Source organism: Chitinophagales bacterium, assembly GCA_020635995.1.
GTDB lineage: Bacteria > Bacteroidota > Bacteroidia > Chitinophagales > UBA8649 > JAFMKE01.
In genome coordinates this window covers 664,277-681,519 of sequence record JACJYS010000001.1, presented here as the reverse complement: position 1 = coordinate 681,519, position 17,243 = coordinate 664,277, and the positions used below count along the sequence as shown (strand labels likewise).

General features: G+C 32.1%; 23 protein-coding genes. 8 read left to right on the top strand and 15 right to left on the bottom strand.

Annotated features, from left to right (window positions below):
• Positions 1-17: 17 nt before the first annotated feature.
• From H6578_02955 to H6578_02940, 4 genes are all read right to left on the bottom strand, one after another.
• Positions 18-578 (bottom strand): threonylcarbamoyl-AMP synthase, encoded by a 561-nt coding sequence (locus H6578_02955; GenBank protein MCB9226121.1) that lies wholly within the window; start codon positions 576-578, stop codon positions 18-20.
• Positions 562-1,659, bottom strand: a complete 1,098-nt coding sequence (locus tag H6578_02950) for a glycosyltransferase family 4 protein (protein MCB9226120.1) — start codon at positions 1,657-1,659, stop codon at positions 562-564. The genes H6578_02955 and H6578_02950 overlap by 17 nt, the downstream gene beginning before the upstream one ends.
• Before the next feature lie 160 nt (positions 1,660-1,819).
• Complete coding sequence (locus H6578_02945) at positions 1,820-2,569, bottom strand: glycosyltransferase family 2 protein (GenBank protein ID MCB9226119.1); 750 nt, start codon at positions 2,567-2,569, stop codon at positions 1,820-1,822.
• Complete coding sequence (locus H6578_02940) at positions 2,562-3,788, bottom strand: O-antigen ligase family protein (GenBank protein MCB9226118.1); 1,227 nt, start codon at positions 3,786-3,788, stop codon at positions 2,562-2,564. Before H6578_02940 ends, H6578_02945 begins: the two co-directional genes overlap by 8 nt.
• A 52-nt stretch (positions 3,789-3,840) precedes the next feature.
• Here H6578_02940 and H6578_02935 point away from each other — a divergent pair, with 52 nt between their 5' ends.
• Both H6578_02935 and H6578_02930 read left to right on the top strand, forming a co-directional pair.
• Positions 3,841-4,413, top strand: a complete 573-nt coding sequence (locus H6578_02935; GenBank protein ID MCB9226117.1) for a sigma-70 family RNA polymerase sigma factor — start codon at positions 3,841-3,843, stop codon at positions 4,411-4,413.
• A 76-nt stretch (positions 4,414-4,489) separates the two neighbouring features.
• A complete protein-coding gene (locus H6578_02930) occupies positions 4,490-4,732 on the top strand; it encodes a hypothetical protein (protein ID MCB9226116.1) in 243 nt (80 codons plus the stop codon).
• Here the strand turns inward: H6578_02930 and H6578_02925 are convergent.
• The 3 genes from H6578_02925 to H6578_02915 all read right to left on the bottom strand — a co-directional run bounded on the left by H6578_02925 (position 4,729) and on the right by H6578_02915 (position 6,030).
• Positions 4,729-5,178, bottom strand: coding sequence for a hypothetical protein (locus H6578_02925; GenBank protein MCB9226115.1), 450 nt, complete (start codon positions 5,176-5,178; stop codon positions 4,729-4,731). The genes H6578_02930 and H6578_02925 overlap by 4 nt on opposite strands.
• A gap of 1 nt (position 5,179) precedes the next feature.
• Positions 5,180-5,668, bottom strand: coding sequence for a DUF4920 domain-containing protein (locus H6578_02920; protein MCB9226114.1), 489 nt, complete (start codon positions 5,666-5,668; stop codon positions 5,180-5,182).
• Positions 5,669-5,739: 71 nt separating this feature from the next.
• Positions 5,740-6,030, bottom strand: a complete 291-nt coding sequence (locus H6578_02915; GenBank protein ID MCB9226113.1) for a hypothetical protein — start codon at positions 6,028-6,030, stop codon at positions 5,740-5,742.
• A 76-nt stretch (positions 6,031-6,106) separates the two neighbouring features.
• Between H6578_02915 and H6578_02910 the strand changes: the two genes are divergently transcribed.
• Positions 6,107-6,481: a VOC family protein gene (locus H6578_02910; GenBank protein MCB9226112.1), complete on the top strand. Its 375-nt coding sequence runs from the start codon at positions 6,107-6,109 to the stop codon at positions 6,479-6,481.
• Positions 6,482-6,505: 24 nt separating this feature from the next.
• Entirely contained in the window at positions 6,506-6,772 is a 267-nt protein-coding gene (locus tag H6578_02905) for a hypothetical protein (GenBank protein MCB9226111.1), read from the top strand.
• Here the strand turns inward: H6578_02905 and H6578_02900 are convergent.
• The 5 genes from H6578_02900 to H6578_02880 form a co-directional block, all read right to left on the bottom strand.
• Entirely contained in the window at positions 6,764-7,315 is a 552-nt protein-coding gene (locus tag H6578_02900; GenBank protein MCB9226110.1) for a biopolymer transporter ExbD, read from the bottom strand. The genes H6578_02905 and H6578_02900 overlap by 9 nt on opposite strands.
• An 89-nt stretch (positions 7,316-7,404) precedes the next feature.
• Positions 7,405-7,617: a DUF3820 family protein gene (locus tag H6578_02895; GenBank protein MCB9226109.1), complete on the bottom strand. Its 213-nt coding sequence runs from the start codon at positions 7,615-7,617 to the stop codon at positions 7,405-7,407.
• Between the two features lie 133 nt (positions 7,618-7,750).
• Positions 7,751-8,200 carry a 50S ribosomal protein L9 gene (locus H6578_02890; protein MCB9226108.1) on the bottom strand — a complete coding sequence of 150 codons (450 nt, stop codon included), beginning with the start codon at positions 8,198-8,200 and terminating at the stop codon, positions 7,751-7,753.
• An 18-nt stretch (positions 8,201-8,218) separates the two neighbouring features.
• Entirely contained in the window at positions 8,219-8,485 is a 267-nt protein-coding gene (locus H6578_02885; protein MCB9226107.1) for a 30S ribosomal protein S18, read from the bottom strand.
• A gap of 2 nt (positions 8,486-8,487) precedes the next feature.
• A complete protein-coding gene (locus tag H6578_02880; protein MCB9226106.1) occupies positions 8,488-8,862 on the bottom strand; it encodes a 30S ribosomal protein S6 in 375 nt (124 codons plus the stop codon).
• Between the two features lie 206 nt (positions 8,863-9,068).
• On the opposite strand from H6578_02880, the gene H6578_02875 reads away from it, so the two are divergent.
• From H6578_02875 to H6578_02865, 3 genes are all read left to right on the top strand, one after another.
• Positions 9,069-9,416: a diacylglycerol kinase family protein gene (locus H6578_02875; GenBank protein MCB9226105.1), complete on the top strand. Its 348-nt coding sequence runs from the start codon at positions 9,069-9,071 to the stop codon at positions 9,414-9,416.
• Between the two features lie 129 nt (positions 9,417-9,545).
• Entirely contained in the window at positions 9,546-10,067 is a 522-nt protein-coding gene (locus H6578_02870; protein ID MCB9226104.1) for a transposase, read from the top strand.
• A 194-nt stretch (positions 10,068-10,261) separates the two neighbouring features.
• Positions 10,262-12,190: a CocE/NonD family hydrolase gene (locus tag H6578_02865; protein ID MCB9226103.1), complete on the top strand. Its 1,929-nt coding sequence runs from the start codon at positions 10,262-10,264 to the stop codon at positions 12,188-12,190.
• A gap of 24 nt (positions 12,191-12,214) precedes the next feature.
• Here H6578_02865 and H6578_02860 read toward each other — a convergent pair whose 3' ends face one another.
• Genes H6578_02860 through H6578_02850 form a run of 3 tightly spaced genes read right to left on the bottom strand, consistent with a single transcriptional unit; the run spans position 12,215 to position 15,632 of the window.
• Entirely contained in the window at positions 12,215-13,732 is a 1,518-nt protein-coding gene (locus H6578_02860; protein ID MCB9226102.1) for an outer membrane protein transport protein, read from the bottom strand.
• 4 nt (positions 13,733-13,736) lie between these two features.
• Positions 13,737-14,162 carry a hypothetical protein gene (locus H6578_02855; GenBank protein ID MCB9226101.1) on the bottom strand — a complete coding sequence of 142 codons (426 nt, stop codon included), beginning with the start codon at positions 14,160-14,162 and terminating at the stop codon, positions 13,737-13,739.
• A gap of 6 nt (positions 14,163-14,168) precedes the next feature.
• Positions 14,169-15,632, bottom strand: coding sequence for a hypothetical protein (locus H6578_02850; GenBank protein MCB9226100.1), 1,464 nt, complete (start codon positions 15,630-15,632; stop codon positions 14,169-14,171).
• A 98-nt stretch (positions 15,633-15,730) separates the two neighbouring features.
• Here H6578_02850 and H6578_02845 point away from each other — a divergent pair, with 98 nt between their 5' ends.
• Positions 15,731-17,212, top strand: a complete 1,482-nt coding sequence (locus H6578_02845) for a proline--tRNA ligase (GenBank protein ID MCB9226099.1) — start codon at positions 15,731-15,733, stop codon at positions 17,210-17,212.
• The last annotated feature ends 31 nt before the right edge of the window (positions 17,213-17,243 follow it).

Genomic DNA, 17,243 nt, shown 5'->3' with positions numbered 1-17,243 from the left:
TTTAGCATATTGCTGACTTATCTCAACTGAGTAAGTGATTTTTGTTGTATCATAAATATAGAAGAAGGTTTATTGTGTTGTTGAATTGGACTTTCAACTATAAAATCTACTTTGTTTTTAATGGTTTTAGATATTTCTTCTATTTTTAATATTGAAGTTGCTCCACTTTCATTTACCGATGTAGAAACAATAGGTTTATTTAGATTTTTAATAATTTCATAAACTATTCCTTCATTCACTATTCTTATGCCTATGCTTCCGTTTTCTGCCAGTACATTGTCGGCTAAATGGAGTCCTTTTTTATAAATAATAGTAGTAGGTTCTTTTTGTTTTGCCAAAAAATCTAACACAAAATTTGGCAGGTCTTCTACATAATTTTTAAGCATTCCAATACTACTAACCAGCACAATAAAACTTTTGTTTTCCGGTCGGTTTTTAATGGAAATTATTTTATTTACAGCTTCACTATTTGTGGCATCGGCACTTAAACCTATTATGGTATCTGTAGGGCAAATTATTACGCCCCCTGCATTTAAAATTGCTATTGTTTTATCTATTTGGCTACTGTAGTTTTTCATAAATATCTAAAACTTGCTGTGCAAATTTCTTTTCAGAAAAATCTAATGCACGGGTATAATGTTTTTCTGTATTTGCAAACTGAGGATTAACTAAAAAATAGCTCATTTTTTCGGCAATTTCTTCAATATTATCTGCTGAAATTAAATTGTTTTCATCTTGAATTATTTCTGCCATGCTGGTGTTTTTTGTTGTAACAACAGGCGTTTTAGCTGCCATTGCCTCTAACACCGGTATGCCAAAACCTTCTATAAAAGACGGATAAACAAACACTTTTGCATTTTGATAAATACAAGGCAGTTCATTAAAAGGTAAATTATCCAACACAAAAAGTTTAACATTAAGTTGCTGTGCCAAAGCTTTTAATTGCTGCAAATATTTACCTCCGTTTCCTACAAGTACCAAAGGAAGTTGTTTTGCTTTATCTAATTTTGAAATTGCTTTTACAATAGCTTGCTGGTTTTTTCTGCCTTGTATAGTGCCTACACTTAAAAAATATTCTTTTGGCAAATTATATTTCTTTAGTACTAAATCTATTTCTTCTTTTGTTTTTTGAGCATAAAACTGCTTATCGCAACATTGGTAAACAACTTCTACTTTATTTTCCGGCACTTTAAAATATTGCAAAATATCTTGTTTGGTGGCGTTTGATGTAGCTATTATTTTATGGCTTTGCAAGGCTGCATTTTTAGCTTTATACCAAAATATTTGTTGGTCAATTTTGCTGTAATCCTCTTTAAATTTCACAAAACACAAATCGTGTATATCTACTATGCTTTTTACTTTTGTTTTGGCTATAGTCAAAGGCAGTTCATTACTTAAACCATGATAAATATCTAAATTATTGCTTTTTATATCTTTAGCTATGCTAAAAGTACGCCAGTAATAAGAAGAAAAAGAATGGCTGCTAACTACATTAAAATGTTTGCTTGGTATATAAATTTCAGACTTTGCAGTAGGCGTAAATAAATAAAACTGATGTGGGTGCGTTATTTGCTCAAATCCGCTAACAAGATTTCGCCCATAAACGCCCAAGCCCGTTTTATTATTAAATATTCTTTTAGCGTCTAAGCCAATTTTCATAGCACGAAAATAAAGTTTTTACTATTATAATTGATTATTTATATTGTATCCAAAAAAATAATTTCACATACTTTTATAAAACCACCCCTGCCTTCGGTAGGTAAACTTTTTTTTCCCTCCTTTTCAGGTGGGGGAACATTATGGAATGTGAAATTATTTTTCAGACTTTATAGAGTTTATCCAATTTTTGGTATTTCCAATAAGTTTCTTTACTTATAATATATGCTAATTGAAATCCTAATTTGCCATCTAAAAATCCTAAGCTAAAAATATAATCGTTTATAAAACGGAACATAGGATTAATGTATTGCTTTATAAAAGTAGCTTTTTTGCCTTGTTTGTACATTCTGCTTGCTCCCATTTCTGCATACTTTTTTGCTTTAGCTAAGTGCTGCTCTTTGCTTTGCATAGAAAAATGAAAAATAGGATTTTTTAAGTCAATTATTTCTATGTTGCTTAAATTTAGTCCTTCGTGTACTTGGCTGGTATTCCAGCTAACGGTTTTTTTATTAAATAGCCGTACATGATGTTCATTTTTCCATCGCCCATGTTTTATAAGTTTGCCACAGTAATTGTTTTTAAAAGGAATATTAAAAGCAAGGTTTTCATCATTTAGATTTAGGGCTTTAATTTCGTCAATCAGCTCATTGCTAAGTACTTCATCTGCATCTATAGAAAGTATCCAATTATTAAGAGCTAATTTATTGGCATAGTTTTTTTGAGAACCGTAGCCTACCCATTCTTTTTTATAAAAGTTTACCTCAAATTCTTTAGCTATTTCTTCTGTTTTATCTGTGCTAAAACTATCTACCACTACTATATCTTTGGTAAGTTTTTTAGCTTGAGCAAGTACTTTATCAAGCATATTTTCGGCATTAAAAGTTATTATTACAAGTGATATTTTACTCATCTTGCTTTATTTTTAAAAGTAGCGATGAAAAAAACAAATACATAGATAAAGCTACCTGCGATTCTAAATTGTTTTCTACCATACACGATGCTACTACCATAAGCCAAAGTGCTATAAAAAGAGGATTAAAATTTCTAATTGCTTTGTATAGTGGCACGATTAGCACCAAAAGAAAAATGGCTAAGCCAACAAATCCCATTTCTAAGCAAATAAATAAAAATTGATTGTGGGGCAATATTCTATTTTGGTTGGTAACTTCCGGATAATTTTCTTCAAAATACTTATTCATAACCTCTTTTCCTGTGCCAATACCATAACCTAAAACAGGCTTTTCTTTTATAAGACTAACGGCTATTTTATAGGAAAGTAATCTTTTAGTGTCAGAATTTCCATTAATGTTATTGCTGTTAATTTGTAGCCAATCGTAGTTCATATAATACACTTTTTCTCTAAAACTGGGTACATTTTTATATGCCCAATATGGAGCAAGTGTTACTAACACCAAAACTATAGGAATAAACCACCATTTTTTGGTAATTATAGCTTTGTAAACTGTCAAAAATACAATGCCTAAATAAAAAGTTATTAAGCCTGTTCTTACAGATAAAATATGTAATGTAACTGCAAAAAATATAAACGAAATAACAAAAAACCATTGTTCTTTGGGGAAAAGTTTAGGCAATTTTACAAGCCCAAAATAAAAGGTAGTTATGGTGGCAAATGAGAGCAACAAGCTATACCGCACATGGTCTTGAGGTGTGTCAATACTTTTTCCGGCACTAATAATTTTTAAATAAAAATCGTAATTACTAAAGTAATTAATTAAAACCACCACAGCACTAACGGCAATCATTAACACAAACAAACCTAAGAAAAGATATAAATATTGATTGCTATAATGTTTTAAAGCCACTATGCACAAGGGCAAAATAAGCCAAGGCAAATTTTCGTTCATTTCTTTTAACGCCAAGCCTTTATTTGAAGCAAACAAAAACCAAACTAACGACACCGCAAAAAAAGCAACAGGTATTAAATTGGGAATGTTTTCTTTGGTAAAAATATTGAACTTATGCTCTTTATAAGAAACCAAAAAATTGACCAATAAAACAATAGTGCTTATACTTAACACCGCTTTTGACACCACAAGACCGAAAATTATACCCGCAAAAACAACAATGTTTCTGCCTTCATAAGTTAACAAACTGTAATTTTGTCTCATTTTATGTTTGGTTCGTTTTTTGAACGAAAAATATTGTACTATATTTGAATGATTGGAAAAAAATACCTCAATAAAAGCTGACAAAGATAAGTTATTTAACGAAGAGTTACTTCCTCATGCGGATGCTTTGTACAATTTTGCATTTTCTTTAGTTTTTGACCAAACTAAGGCAGAAGATTTAGTGCAAGAAGCATACATGAAGGCTTATCGGTTTATTAATTCTTACGAGAAGGGAAGCAATGCAAAAGCTTGGCTTTTTCAAATTTTAAAAAATGCTTTTATTAATGAGTACCGAAAGAAAAAAAGAGCTCCTCAGCAGGTAGATTTTGAAGATTTTAATGAAAAGCAACAATTAGAAAAGCAATCTGAAAGCATAGATATTTCTGAAGATATGTACACACACATGCTGGGAGATGAAGTAACTATTGCTTTAAATAAGCTACCTGTAGATTTTAGAGTAGCCATTATTTTGTCTGACATAGAAGGCTTTACTTATGAAGAAATAGCTAAAATATCTGATATTCCTATTGGTACGGTTAGGTCAAGACTATACAGAGCACGTAATTTAATGAAAGAAGAATTGAGGGAGTTTGCATTGAGCAGAGGTTTTAAGGAAAAACGTTAAAATGCGGTGTAAATGAACTTATTAGAAAATGGAAGTGTTTTATTTTTAGTTTTTAAATGTATATACTAAAGTGTCAATGAAAAAACATCACGATTGTAAGGAAGTAGTACAGCAGTTTCAGCTTTTGTTAGATGGCGAGTTGCACCCTAAGCAAGAGCAAGAAATTATGTGCGAACTACAAAGGTGCATACACTGCTTAGAAGAGTATAATTTAGAAAAACAGTTTAAAGATTTTTTACAAAAAAAACTTGAGAGAAAAACGCCAACAGCTACTTTTATGGCAAAACTCAAAACCTGTTGTAAGGAAAAACAGGGTTAATTTTTAACTATATATAGTTTTTCAATTTTGTCAATTGGACCTTGGCAGTAGTCATTATGGCAGTTTATACAAGCATCTATAGTGGCGTTGTATCTTTTAATTTGCTTATTTTGTTTTTTTGTACCAATCAATGTTTTAACACTGGCTATATATTCATCTGCAAAACCAATAAAATTATCATCTCTTACTCTTAAAAATGAATCTGTAGGTTCTACGGTATAAATTCCCATAAAATCAACGGGGAAAATTATATTAAAACTATCTTGTTCAATTAATTGTTTCCACGCTTGCTGCTGGGCGTGCATTTGTTTCATAAGTAAAGCCAATTCAGAAGGTTCGTACATTACAGAGGCTTCGTGTTTTTTATCTGCTTTGCAACTTTCGCTATTGTTGCAAGCGTATATGCCTATTAAAATAATAGATAGTACGGCTAATAGTTTTCTCATATTATTTTAGTACTACGCCATCTGCCAAAAAGGTATAAGTTACTTCAGGCTCGGTAATAGAATCTATTTCTTCTTGTGTTTTGCCGGCATCAAAAGCGTAGTGTTTTAATTCTTCCACACTTTGCACATCTTTGTATGCCCAGCCTTCCATTACGGCTGTTCTGCCTTCGCAGTTTAGGGGAACAAAAAAGCCATAGTCTTTAAATTTCACAAAAATTTCGTCATTATTTTCGCCTATGCCCATTTTCATCCAGCAACCTTTCTTTTGGCAAACGCTTGCCACTTCTCCTTCTAATTTCATTCTTGTAGAATCTTCTGCATTAAAAGAAGTGAAAAAGTCTTTTGCTAAAACAGCACCGTCAGTATTTATTTCTTCTCCAAAATATTCAAATTCTGTAGCTGTATTTTCGTCAGCAGTTTCCGTTTTATTAGCATTATTGCAAGAAAACAATACAAAACTGATAAAAGCTAAGGCAATAAAATTTCTCATCTATAATTAATTTTCTGCAAAGTTACGCAGAATTAAGTTTTTATAGAAACAAAGGTAAGATATGATTTTGCCTATAGGTTTTTAAAAATATCGCCTATTTTAGAAAAGCCTTGTTTAAAACTTTCGGCACTGCTACTAAAATCTTTTTTAGCGGCTTCCCATTTGTCTTCGGCTATATCTTCAAGTTTTTCGTACTGCTCTTTTAATTCGGCTCTTTTAGCTTTTAGGTTTTCTAACTGCTTTTCATATTCAGCACCCATTTCAGCTTTTTTCTGCTCTCCTTTGGCTTTTAATTCATCTAATTTAGCATCTAAATTATCTAAACTTTCTTTTGCTTTATTAATAAAATCTTTTCTGTCCATGGTTTTTTGTTTCTTGCAAGATACAATTTTTTTGATCTTTTTTCATATTTTTGATATGAAATAAATGTCTTTTTAAATGAAAAGTATAGTTACTTGGTTTGAAATACCGGCTGTTGATTTTGACAGATGCGTTAAATTTTACGAAACTATTTTAGATGTTGAAATGCACAAAAGTGAACATGGTGGCATTAAACACGCATTTTTTCCTCATGGTGGCGAAGCTGTAGGTGGAGCTATAGTGCAAGAAGATTATTTAAAACCCGGCTCTGAAGGACCTTTAGTATATTTAAACGGAGGAGATAATTTAAACAAAGTATTAAATAAAGTAGAGCCTGCCGGAGGAAAAATAGTGATGCCCAGAACTCTTATAGGAGAAGAAATAGGCTATATGGCTCAGTTTTTTGATACCGAAGGGAACAGGTTTGCTTTGTATGAGCCGGCTAAGAAGTAGGATATTTTTATTATATTAGCATTTATGGGAGGTCCTGGTTTTGCTAAATATGGTAATACGCTAATAAAAGAGAGTAAACGCTTAAAGCAGAGTATTGAAAACAAATTTAAGTATGAAGCTGGCTTACATAATTCTGGTAGCAAACCTTTAAAATTTAAAGTTGCTAATGAAGAAACTAAAAGACAGATTAGAAGTAATAAAATAGAAATACAGAAACAACAACGGCAACGGTTAATTATTGCTTTATTGGCATTATTAGTGGTAATAATAGTTGTGCTGGTATTAATTTGAAGCAATGCTATAATCTTCTTGCACTAAATAAGGAATTTCGTACTGCACTTGTTCTTTTATTGCCATAAAAGTAGTATCATTTTTTGCTTTATCTACCAACTGAGTATAATTATATTTCCCCTTAGTTAAATTTAAAGCAAATTCATTTCTACATTCTTTATACGCTTCTTTTAGTTTGCTGTTCATTTCTATATAATTGGTGTAGGCTGTCCCTCTGCTTACTTTTATTAAAAAGACGGCAACTTTAGGATTTTCCGAAAAAGATTTATCCATATTATTATTCATAATGTGCTTTTTGCATATTTCTTTAAATTCATCCATAGACGATACTTCTTCGTTATCTAACAAAATCTTATCGGTATTATTCATTGTTATCATTACCACATTCCTCTTTTTTAAAGGTACTTCTTCTGGCGGAATATTTTCCGGTAGTTTACTCAATATACCTTGGTCTTGCTGTATGGTAGTTGTCATCATAAAAAAGATGAGTAGCAAAAAAGCAATATCTGCCATACTGGCTGCATTTACTTGTAATTTTTTCATAGTTCTGTTTTTTATTTTAGAACTATTTTAAAGACGTTAGAAGTATTTTTTTGTAGTAATAAAAGTGTAAAAAATAAATGGTATAAAATTTACTTTTTACTATTTTTTAGTGGCTCTAATAAGTATTCCAAACCATTGAGTTTAATTTCGTACATAATTGCCATAAGCTCCCCAAGCTTTCCTTTAGGAAAACCTTTTTCTTTAAACCACACCAAATAATATTCCGGCAAATTGCAGATAGGCGTATCCTTATATTTGCCAAAAGGCATTTTTGTATTCACTAATTTTTCAAGGTCGTGCATAGCTTTATAAGCTCAACTTTAACAAAGTACTTGCAAAGTAATAAACTTTTCTTAAACAAAAAACCCTTTCCATTTTGGAAAGGGTTCTCTATAAGTCTATTTGTCTAAAAATCTAAACGTCTAATAGTTGTATTTACTCTGCTACTACTTCAAATTTAACTTCAGATTGTACTTTTTCGTGCAAATCTACATTTGCAGTGTATTCTCCTAATGTTTTAATTTCTTCGCCAGCAAAACTAACTTTACGTCTATCTACTTCTACACCCAATTGTTCTTTAATAGCTTCTACTAAGTGATGTGTAGTTATTTTACCAAATATTTTATCTGTAGTACCAACTTTAGCTCCCACTTTCACCACTTTACCTCTTAATACATTATCTATTTGAGTGTATTCTTCTATTAAAGCTTTTTCACGAACGTGTTTAAACTTTAAGTTATTAGCTAAAATTTTTCTGTTAGAATCGTTAGCAATCATTGCTAAACCTTTTGGTATTAAATAGTTTCTTCCGTAGCCTGGTTTTACAGTTACTAAATCATCTTTTTCGCCCAAACCAATTACTCTTTCTTTTAATATTATTTCCATTGCTCTATTGATTTAAGTTTATTTTAATAAATCTGTAGTGTAAGGCAATAAAGCTAAATGTCTTGCTCTTTTTATTGCTTGTGCTACTTTTCTTTGGTATTTTAATGAATTTCCAGTTAATCTTCTTGGTAAAATTTTACCTTGTTCATTTACAAAGCTCAATAAAAACTCAGGATCTTTATAATCAATGTATTTAATGCCATTTTTCTTAAATCGGCAATATTTTTTTCTTTCTTTTCCTATTTTAATTGCCGACAGGAAACGGATGTTTTTATTACTTGCCATGGTTATGCCTCCTGTTCTTTTTTAGGTTCTTGATTTTTTTTGTTTCTTCCCACTAATCCTGCACGTTTATCATCGTTGTACTTAATGGCATATTTGCCAAGTCTAACAGTTAAAAAACGCATGATGCTTTCGTCTCTTCTTAGAGATAGCTCAAACTTTTCAATTAACTCAGCTGCTGCTTTGTATTCTACATGATGGTAAATACCTGTAGTTTTTTTGTTAATTGGATAAGCTAGTTGCTTTAATCCCCAATGATCTTGTTCAACGATCTCAGCACCATTGGATTTAAGAAAATCAACGTACTCCTGTACGGTTTTCTTTACGTCCCCTTCAGAGAGAACTGGTGTTACAATAAATGTAGTTTCGTATTGATTCATAGGTTTTATAAATAAAATTTTTTAAAATGGAGTGCAAATGTAAGTAAAACTATTGAAATAATAAAGTTTTCAACATAATTAGTTTTAGTGGTAGCAAAAAAAGAGCAGAAAAGAATTTTTTCTACTCTTTTTAAAAGTCATTACCACAATGCTTCATTCAATAAAAAAATCCTACTTTTACTTGATATAACAGCTTACCATAAAAAATGAAAAAATTTTTAAAAGGATTTCAATATGCATTTGAAGGATTAGCTTACGCTATTAGTACTCAAATAAATATGAAATTTCATATTGTAGTGGCTATAATTGTTATTGCTTTTGGATTTATCTTTCAAATTACAGAATTTGAATGGCTACTAATTGCTTTTGCTATTATTTCTGTTTTATCGGCAGAGCTATTTAACACCGCATTAGAAGCACTTACCGATTTAGCAACAAAAGAAATACACCCATTAGCTAAAATAGCTAAAGATACCGCAGCGGCCGCAGTATTGCTAATTTCTATACTTGCTATATGTATAGGAATTTATGTTTTTTGGAAACACATTTTTTAAGTGTTAGTTAATGTATTTTTAATTACAATATAATATTTTTACTTTAGCACCAATAAAAAAAATTGTTAGCCTTGGTGCGTGTCTCACGCACCACAAAAAAATACTATAATGGAATATAGAAACTCATATATTGAGTTTGGAGGTATTTATTTCTGGACTGCAACCATTAATAATTGGTATCAACTTTTGGACAATAATGAGTTAAAAGAAATTATTTTACAATCTTTAAAATATCTTGTTGATAATGAGCTTGTAAAAGTTTATGCTTTTGTAATCATGCCTAATCATATTCACTTCGTTTGGCAATTACTAAAGATGAATGGTAAAGAAAAACCAAGTGGTTCTTTTTTAAAATATACTGCCCATAAATTCAGGAAATATTTGCTTGAAAAAAAACCAAATGAACTTGAAAAGTTTAAAGTTAAAGCATCAAATAAAGAACACGAATTTTGGCAACGAGATCCATTTTCCTTTGAGTTAACTAAACGAGCAACTGCATGGCAGAAAATTGATTATATCCATAACAATCCCTTAGCTGAACATTGGAAACTTGCTACTTTACCTGAAGAATATTACTATTCATCTTCTTATTTTTATGAAAAAAATGAAGACAATTTTGGCTTTTTAACTCATGTTTTGGAAGGCTTGTAATGACTTCTTTTTGATACAGGTAAAAAATTACGGTGCGTGAGACACGCACCGTGACGGGGAAATACACTTTAAGGATTTGCAGTTTATCCCTGCGGTATTACTCTATCGGCATAAAACACAAAATAGATTAGATTATTTTTTGTTAACAAAAATTGGTATTATATCCTTACTTTAGCACCAATAAAATTACCGCCATGCCAACCAACAAATATTTTTTAATTGCTATTTTTTTATTTGTAGCTACTCAGATTTTTGCACAAATAACCCCCAGCTCCACGGTATCTATCCCTATGCGAGATGGGAAAATATTAAAAGGAGATTTATACTTGCCCAATAATACTGACTCTTTTTCAACCATTTTAATTCAAACACCATATAATAAAAATAATTTTAGATTAACGGGTTTACCTGCTGGCGTAAAATATAATATAGCCAATAGCCCTTATGCTTTTTTAGTGGTAGATTGGCGGTGTTATTTTCAATCAGCTGCAGCTTGTGTGGCAACTGTAAATAGTGGACAAGATGGATACGATGCCGTAGAATGGATAGCTCAGCAAAGTTGGTCTAACGGGAAAGTGGGCACTTGGGGGCCATCGGCATTGAGTGTTATTCAGTTTCAAACCGCAAAAGAGCAGCCACCACATTTAGTTTGTGGTGTACCTGTAGTAACAGCTCCTCAAACATACTACTCCAAATATTTTGAGGGCGGAGCTTTAAGAATAGATTATTTTGATTTTGTAAGCACTTATTTTGGTCTTAATAATATAATTTTAGATAATCCTTATTACAACAATTTGTGGGCGTATGCAGAAACCAGTAGCACTTACCCTCAAGATATTGAAGTGCCTATGTTTATTGTTGGTGGCTGGTTTGATATAAATGTTGATGACTGTTTTAATATGTTTAATTTGTTAAAAACTTCTTCGGCAACAGGAGTAAGAAATAAGCACAGACTACTCATGGGACCATGGTCGCATAGTGAAATAGACAATGCTAACCAAGGAGATTTAATGTACAATAATGCAGCAGGATTGGCAGATTCGCTGACGAGAATGTATTTTGATTATCATTTAGAAAATGTAAATAATGGCTGGGAAAACACGCCTTTTGTTCAGTATTATCAAATGGGAACAAATGAGCTAAAAAGTAATGATGTTTGGCCTCCTAATGAAGTAAGTAATGATACTTTTTTCTTTCATAATAATAATATTTTAAGCCCTTTAGCACCAACAAACACTACAAATGATTTTTTATCTTTTGTTTACAATCCCCAAAATCCATCGCCCTCAATAGGTGGTAAATATTTTGAAACTCATTTTGTAAATACTAATGTAGGGCCAATAGACCAAAGAGATTCTGTAGAAAGTAGAAACGATAACATTATTTATACAAGTGAGCCTTTAACAGAAGATGTTGTGGTTCAAGGGAAAATTAAAGCTAAAATCTACTTTTCTTCAGATAGAAAAGATACAGATTTATCTTTGCGAATAACAGATGTATATCCCGATGGGCGTTCAATAATTTTTGCTGAAAGTCATTATAGATTGCGTTTTAGAAATGGTTTTACCATAGCAGATACCGCTTTTATGACGCCAAATTCTGTTTATGAAGTGGAAATGGAAACCGAAAATTTAGGTTTAACTTTTTTAGAAGGACACCGTATTAGAGTAATAGTTACTTCGTCTAACTACCCCCGTTTTAACAGAAATATGAATACGGGCGAAGAAATGTACCCAAACTATAATATAGATACACTGGTAAATCCGCTTATAGCTACTAACAATATTCACAGCAGTAGTTCTTATCCGTCTTCTATTATTTTGCCAGTTAATAAAACAAATGATACTACCGGAACAGCTATTAATAATTTATACTTAGATGACAAAATGGAATTGAGTGTTTATCCTGTTCCTTCGTCAAATTTTATTTATATAGACAAACTTTTGCCTTGGCAAAAAATGGAACTATATGATATTAGTGGCAAAATGGTTTGGAATAACTCTGTAGGTGGCTATCAACCTAATTATAAAATAGATGTTTCTAATTTTAATAAAGGAAGCTATATTTTAAAAGTAATAGGTAAAAACCATGAAATAGGTGTAGCTAAAGTAATGGTAAATTAAATAGGGACATTCAGAACCCAAAAACTATCTAAATCTATAAGCAAAACTTACCACACCCGTACCTCTACTTATTTTTTTGTTGATACCAGAAATATCTACACCTTGAATTAAATAAGGTTGTTCAAATTCTTTAGTTAAATAATGAACATAAGCAAAATCTAAAGCAAATTTTTGGTTAAATAAAAATCCTATTCCACCAGAAAAACTTTGTCGGCTTAAATCTGAAGCATTTACTCTAAATGCCTTTTTAATTGGGCTTGTGGTGTAGCTATATCCTGCTCTAAGTCTTAATACTTTTATAACGGCTTCTATTCCCACTCTTACTTGATGTGTATTTTGGTATTTATTTTTTAATTGGCTGTTTATCAAATTGTTATAATCTCTAAAATTATTGCCAAAATCATATTTCATGCTATTGTAGCCTACTGTTTGATAATCTACAGAAATAAAGCCATTAGTTTTATAATAAAAACTCATACCTGCATTAGCTTTCCACGGCAGTCTAAGTTTATAGTTGGCTTCTCCTGTTAGTGCATCATTGTCTGTATTATAATAATCGTTTCTACTACTAAGCTGCGAAGAATAATTTTCTGTCATGCTAATTCTTTCCGGTGTATGAAAAGCTGCCGACATTCTAAACCATTGCGTTGGTTTGTAAATAAGCCCTGCTTTAAAATTGAAACCCAAACCTTCCATTTTATAATTGTTTTGCATTTCATACGAATTAAAAAAAGTATTTAGGCTATCATTTTGTGTATCTTCTTCGCTGTATATGCTGTTAAGCCTATAATTTAAAATAGGAATACCAATAGTAGCTCCAAAATATAATTTATCTAAATAATTTGCTCCTGCCGAAATAAACATTTCGTGTTTTTTCCCTGTTCTTTCATTATATCTTGTTTGTTTAAAAGAGCCTTGCACAGGAGTGGTGTAGCCTAATACTGTTGAATCCCAATTAACCAAATAACCATAGTAAGCATTAAAAGTTTCAAACGAAACATCATCTAAAGAAGGTAAACCATCAACAACATCTGCATTGGTTGCACCGTAAACTGTGTTCATCTCTGTATTCCAAATATTGGTCATTGAAGCATTAGGTGTTTCATTAAAATGTTCTATGGTTTCATTGTAAGTATAATCTGCCAACTGATTAACTCCTATGGCAAAAGCAGCATTTCTAATAGTTCCTTTTTTGCTTGGCTTTTTGGTTGAAAAAACAGCTCCGGCACTTGGGATTAGTAAATTGCCTTTAAACTCGCCAAAATCTTTGTTATAAAAAGAAGCGTTGTTTTTAGCATATCCATATCCTAAAGAAACTTGAAACATAGAGCTTCGGTACATTCCTACTCCGGCAGGATTATGACTTAAATTTGATAAATCGGCACCAACGCTACTAAAAGCACCACTTAAAGCAGCAAACCGTGCAGAACCTGCATAATTTTCTGTAGCAATATTAATGGCATCGGTTTCATAATTTTGAGCTACTGCCGAAAATGAAAGCAATACAGCTAAAATTGTATATAGTTTATATTGTATTTTCATAGTATTAATATTCATATAATAAGGCATTATTCCAGCCTTCTAAATTAAAGGATATTTTGTTTTCTGTACCTTGCGTAGGTTGCAAATCAAATGAGTACGTTTTTGAAAAAACAGCTAAACACAATTCTTCATTTTTTAAAACAAACCTAATATTTCTCTGTATAGGATAAGAGTCCATAACTACACCCTCATCATATAAAACAGTTTGCCAAGTAGAACCATCGCAACCACTTGCACCTATAGTAATAGTTAAACAATTTTGATTAATAAAAGCAGTATCTATAAGAAAATAACTACTGCTATCTGATTGATATTTATCGGCATCTATGTTAACTACATCACCACAAGCTAAAGTTTTTTTATCATCCTTATTTTTATTGCAAGCTGTTAGCAAAATAAATAATGATATGACACTAAACAAATACCTCATAAATATTTACTTGCTAAATCCACTTTTACTTGGCCCACTACTTCTTGAAGGGCTTGAAAAACTTCCTCCACTACTTTTGCTACCACCATAAGAAGGAGAAGAAGATCTACTTGGAGCACTATAGCTTGGACTTGAATAATTAGATTTGCTAGGAGCACTATAAGTAGGCTGTTTACTTGGTGCATTATAGCTTGGTGTACTTTGTTTATTATAACTTGGAGCACTTTGTCTATTATTATTATAACTCGGAGTGCTTTGTTTATTATTGTTTTTTGGCGTACTATTATACTTTGGTGTACTTGGAGCTTTGTTTATTTGTATGTTCCCATTGTCGTATCCATCATATCTGTTAGTAGGCGTTTTCACTTTACTTGGCGAATTGTATTCATAATTATTAGGTGCTTTAGTAGGTGTATTTACTTTGTTATTATCAAAGTTTCCTTGCGGTGTTTTTACGCCAACATTTGTATTAGGGCTTTTTACCGCAGGTTGATTAATAGTGGCATTTGGTGTTTTTACTCCAATATTTGAGTTAGGCGTTTTTACCGCAGGCTGATTTATGGTTGCATTTGGTGTTTTAATTCCAACATTTGTATTAGGTGTTTTCACCGCAGGTTGGTTAATAGTAGCATTTGGCGTTTTTACTGCCGGCTGATTAATTGTAGCGTTAGGCGTTTTAACAACAGATGTTGGCGTTTTAACATTTCCTTTTACAGGAGTGTAAGTGCTATTATTGCCATCTACAGGCTGTTTGCCACTAAGTACAGGTTGTTTTACGGTAGTACTTCCTACAGTAGTATTTGCTCCGGAATTTCTTGGTCCTGTGTAATCGGTTTGGTTTCTATATCCCCAGCCGTTATTATAATATCCATTGTTATATGAATAATAAGGGTCGTAATAACCACCATAGTAGCCATTGTAGTATGGATTGTATCCATAACCGTAGCCATAATAAGGATAAGGATTGTAATAATGATTGTGTCCCCAAGAATTATAACCCCATGTATTGTATCCATACCAATTATTATATCCCCAAGGATTATAACCAAAACTAACAGTTATGCCGGGTCTTCTCCATCCATAATAAAAGTTTGGCGTAGTACAGTAAGCTCCATACCAAGGGTTATTCCAATAATAATCGGTGTACCAATAGTCGTAATATCCTATACCAAAAGTAGGCTGATAATATCTTCTTAATCTTTTAGAATAAGAATAATCTTCATCATAATAATCGTTGTAATAATTATTAGTTACATAAGTATCTCCATTTTCGTCATAATAACTTTCAGAATAATCCGGCTCATTATTATTTCCATCATAATCATAATTTTCATAAGAAGAATTATTATTATTCCAATTACTTTGGTTGTCATTAGGGTCGTAATACACATCATCAAACTGTGCATTTACAGTAGTACCCAATAAAAAAGTTGCTACCACAACGCTTAAATATTTCATATAATTTTTCATAACTTCAAAATTTTGTTTCTCAATAAGAAGGGCATAAGTGTTTAATTATTTACTTTTGCCTCTATAAAGATAACAAACTACATACCAAAAAAATTCAAATGAGCAAAGGTTTAACAAATCGTAACGAAGATTATTCGCAATGGTATAATGAATTAGTACTAAAAGCCGACCTTGCAGAGCATAGCGATGTGCGTGGTTGTATGGTTATAAAACCTTATGGTTTCGCTATTTGGGAAAATATGAAAGCTGAGCTGGATAAGCGTTTTAAAGAAACAGGACACGTTAATGCGTATTTCCCTTTATTTATTCCTAAAAGTTATTTAAGCAAAGAAGCAGACCATGTGGAAGGTTTTGCTAAAGAATGTGCCGTAGTAACACATTATAGACTAAAAACTGCTCCTGATGGCAATGGCGTGGTGGTGGACCCAGATGCTAAACTTGAAGAAGAATTAGTGGTGCGTCCTACTTCGGAAACTATTATTTGGAATACCTACAGAAATTGGATACAATCATACAGAGATTTACCTTTATTAATAAACCAGTGGGCAAATGTGGTGCGTTGGGAAATGCGAACACGATTATTTTTGCGTACAGCAGAATTTTTATGGCAAGAAGGACACACGGCACACGCTACAAAGCAAGAAGCTATAGCCGAAGCAGAAAAAATGCTGGATGTTTACGCAGACTTTGCCGAAAATTTTATGGCAATGCCTGTAATAAAAGGTACAAAAAGCCCAAGCGAAAGATTTGCCGGAGCATTAGAAACTTATTGTATAGAAGCTTTAATGCAAGATGGCAAAGCTTTGCAAGCGGGAACAAGCCACTTTTTAGGGCAAAATTTTGCTAAAGCTTTTGATGTAAGGTTTGCAGACAAAGAAGGAAATGAAGAATATGTGTGGGCAACATCTTGGGGTGTTTCTACAAGGCTAATGGGTGCGTTAATAATGACCCACAGCGATGACGAAGGTTTAGTATTGCCTCCAAAATTAGCACCTTATCAAACGGTAATAATTCCTTTTTTCTTAAAAAATAAACCGGAAGTTAACGACCAAATTATGCTAAAAGCCGAAGAAATGGCTGAAGAATTAAGAAAAGCAGGCATAAGAGTACAAATAGATAAAGACGATACCAAACGCCCGGGTTTTAAATTTGCAGAATACGAACTGAAAGGCTACCCTACAAGAATAGTAATAGGCCCGAGAGATTTGGAAAACGGCACGGTAGAAATAGCCAGAAGAGATACTAAAGAAAAAAACACTTTAAGCAGTAGTAATATTGCTCAAACTATTGGGCAGTTGCTTACAGATATAGAAACAGGCATAAAAAATAAAGCACTACAACACCGTGCTGATAACACTACGGAGGTAAAAACTTATGATGAGTTTAAGCAGGTTTTAGAAAATAAAGGTGGTTTTATAGTAGCTAACTGGGACGGCACTGCTGAAACTGAGGATAAAATAAAAGAAGAAACGGGAGCAACTATCCGCTGTATTCCATTGGAAGATAATGCACCTAACGGCTCATGTATTTATACAGGAAAAGAAGCGAAGCATAAAGTAATTTTTGCGAGAGCGTATTAATTTGATAATTAGGTAATTTGTAAAATAGATA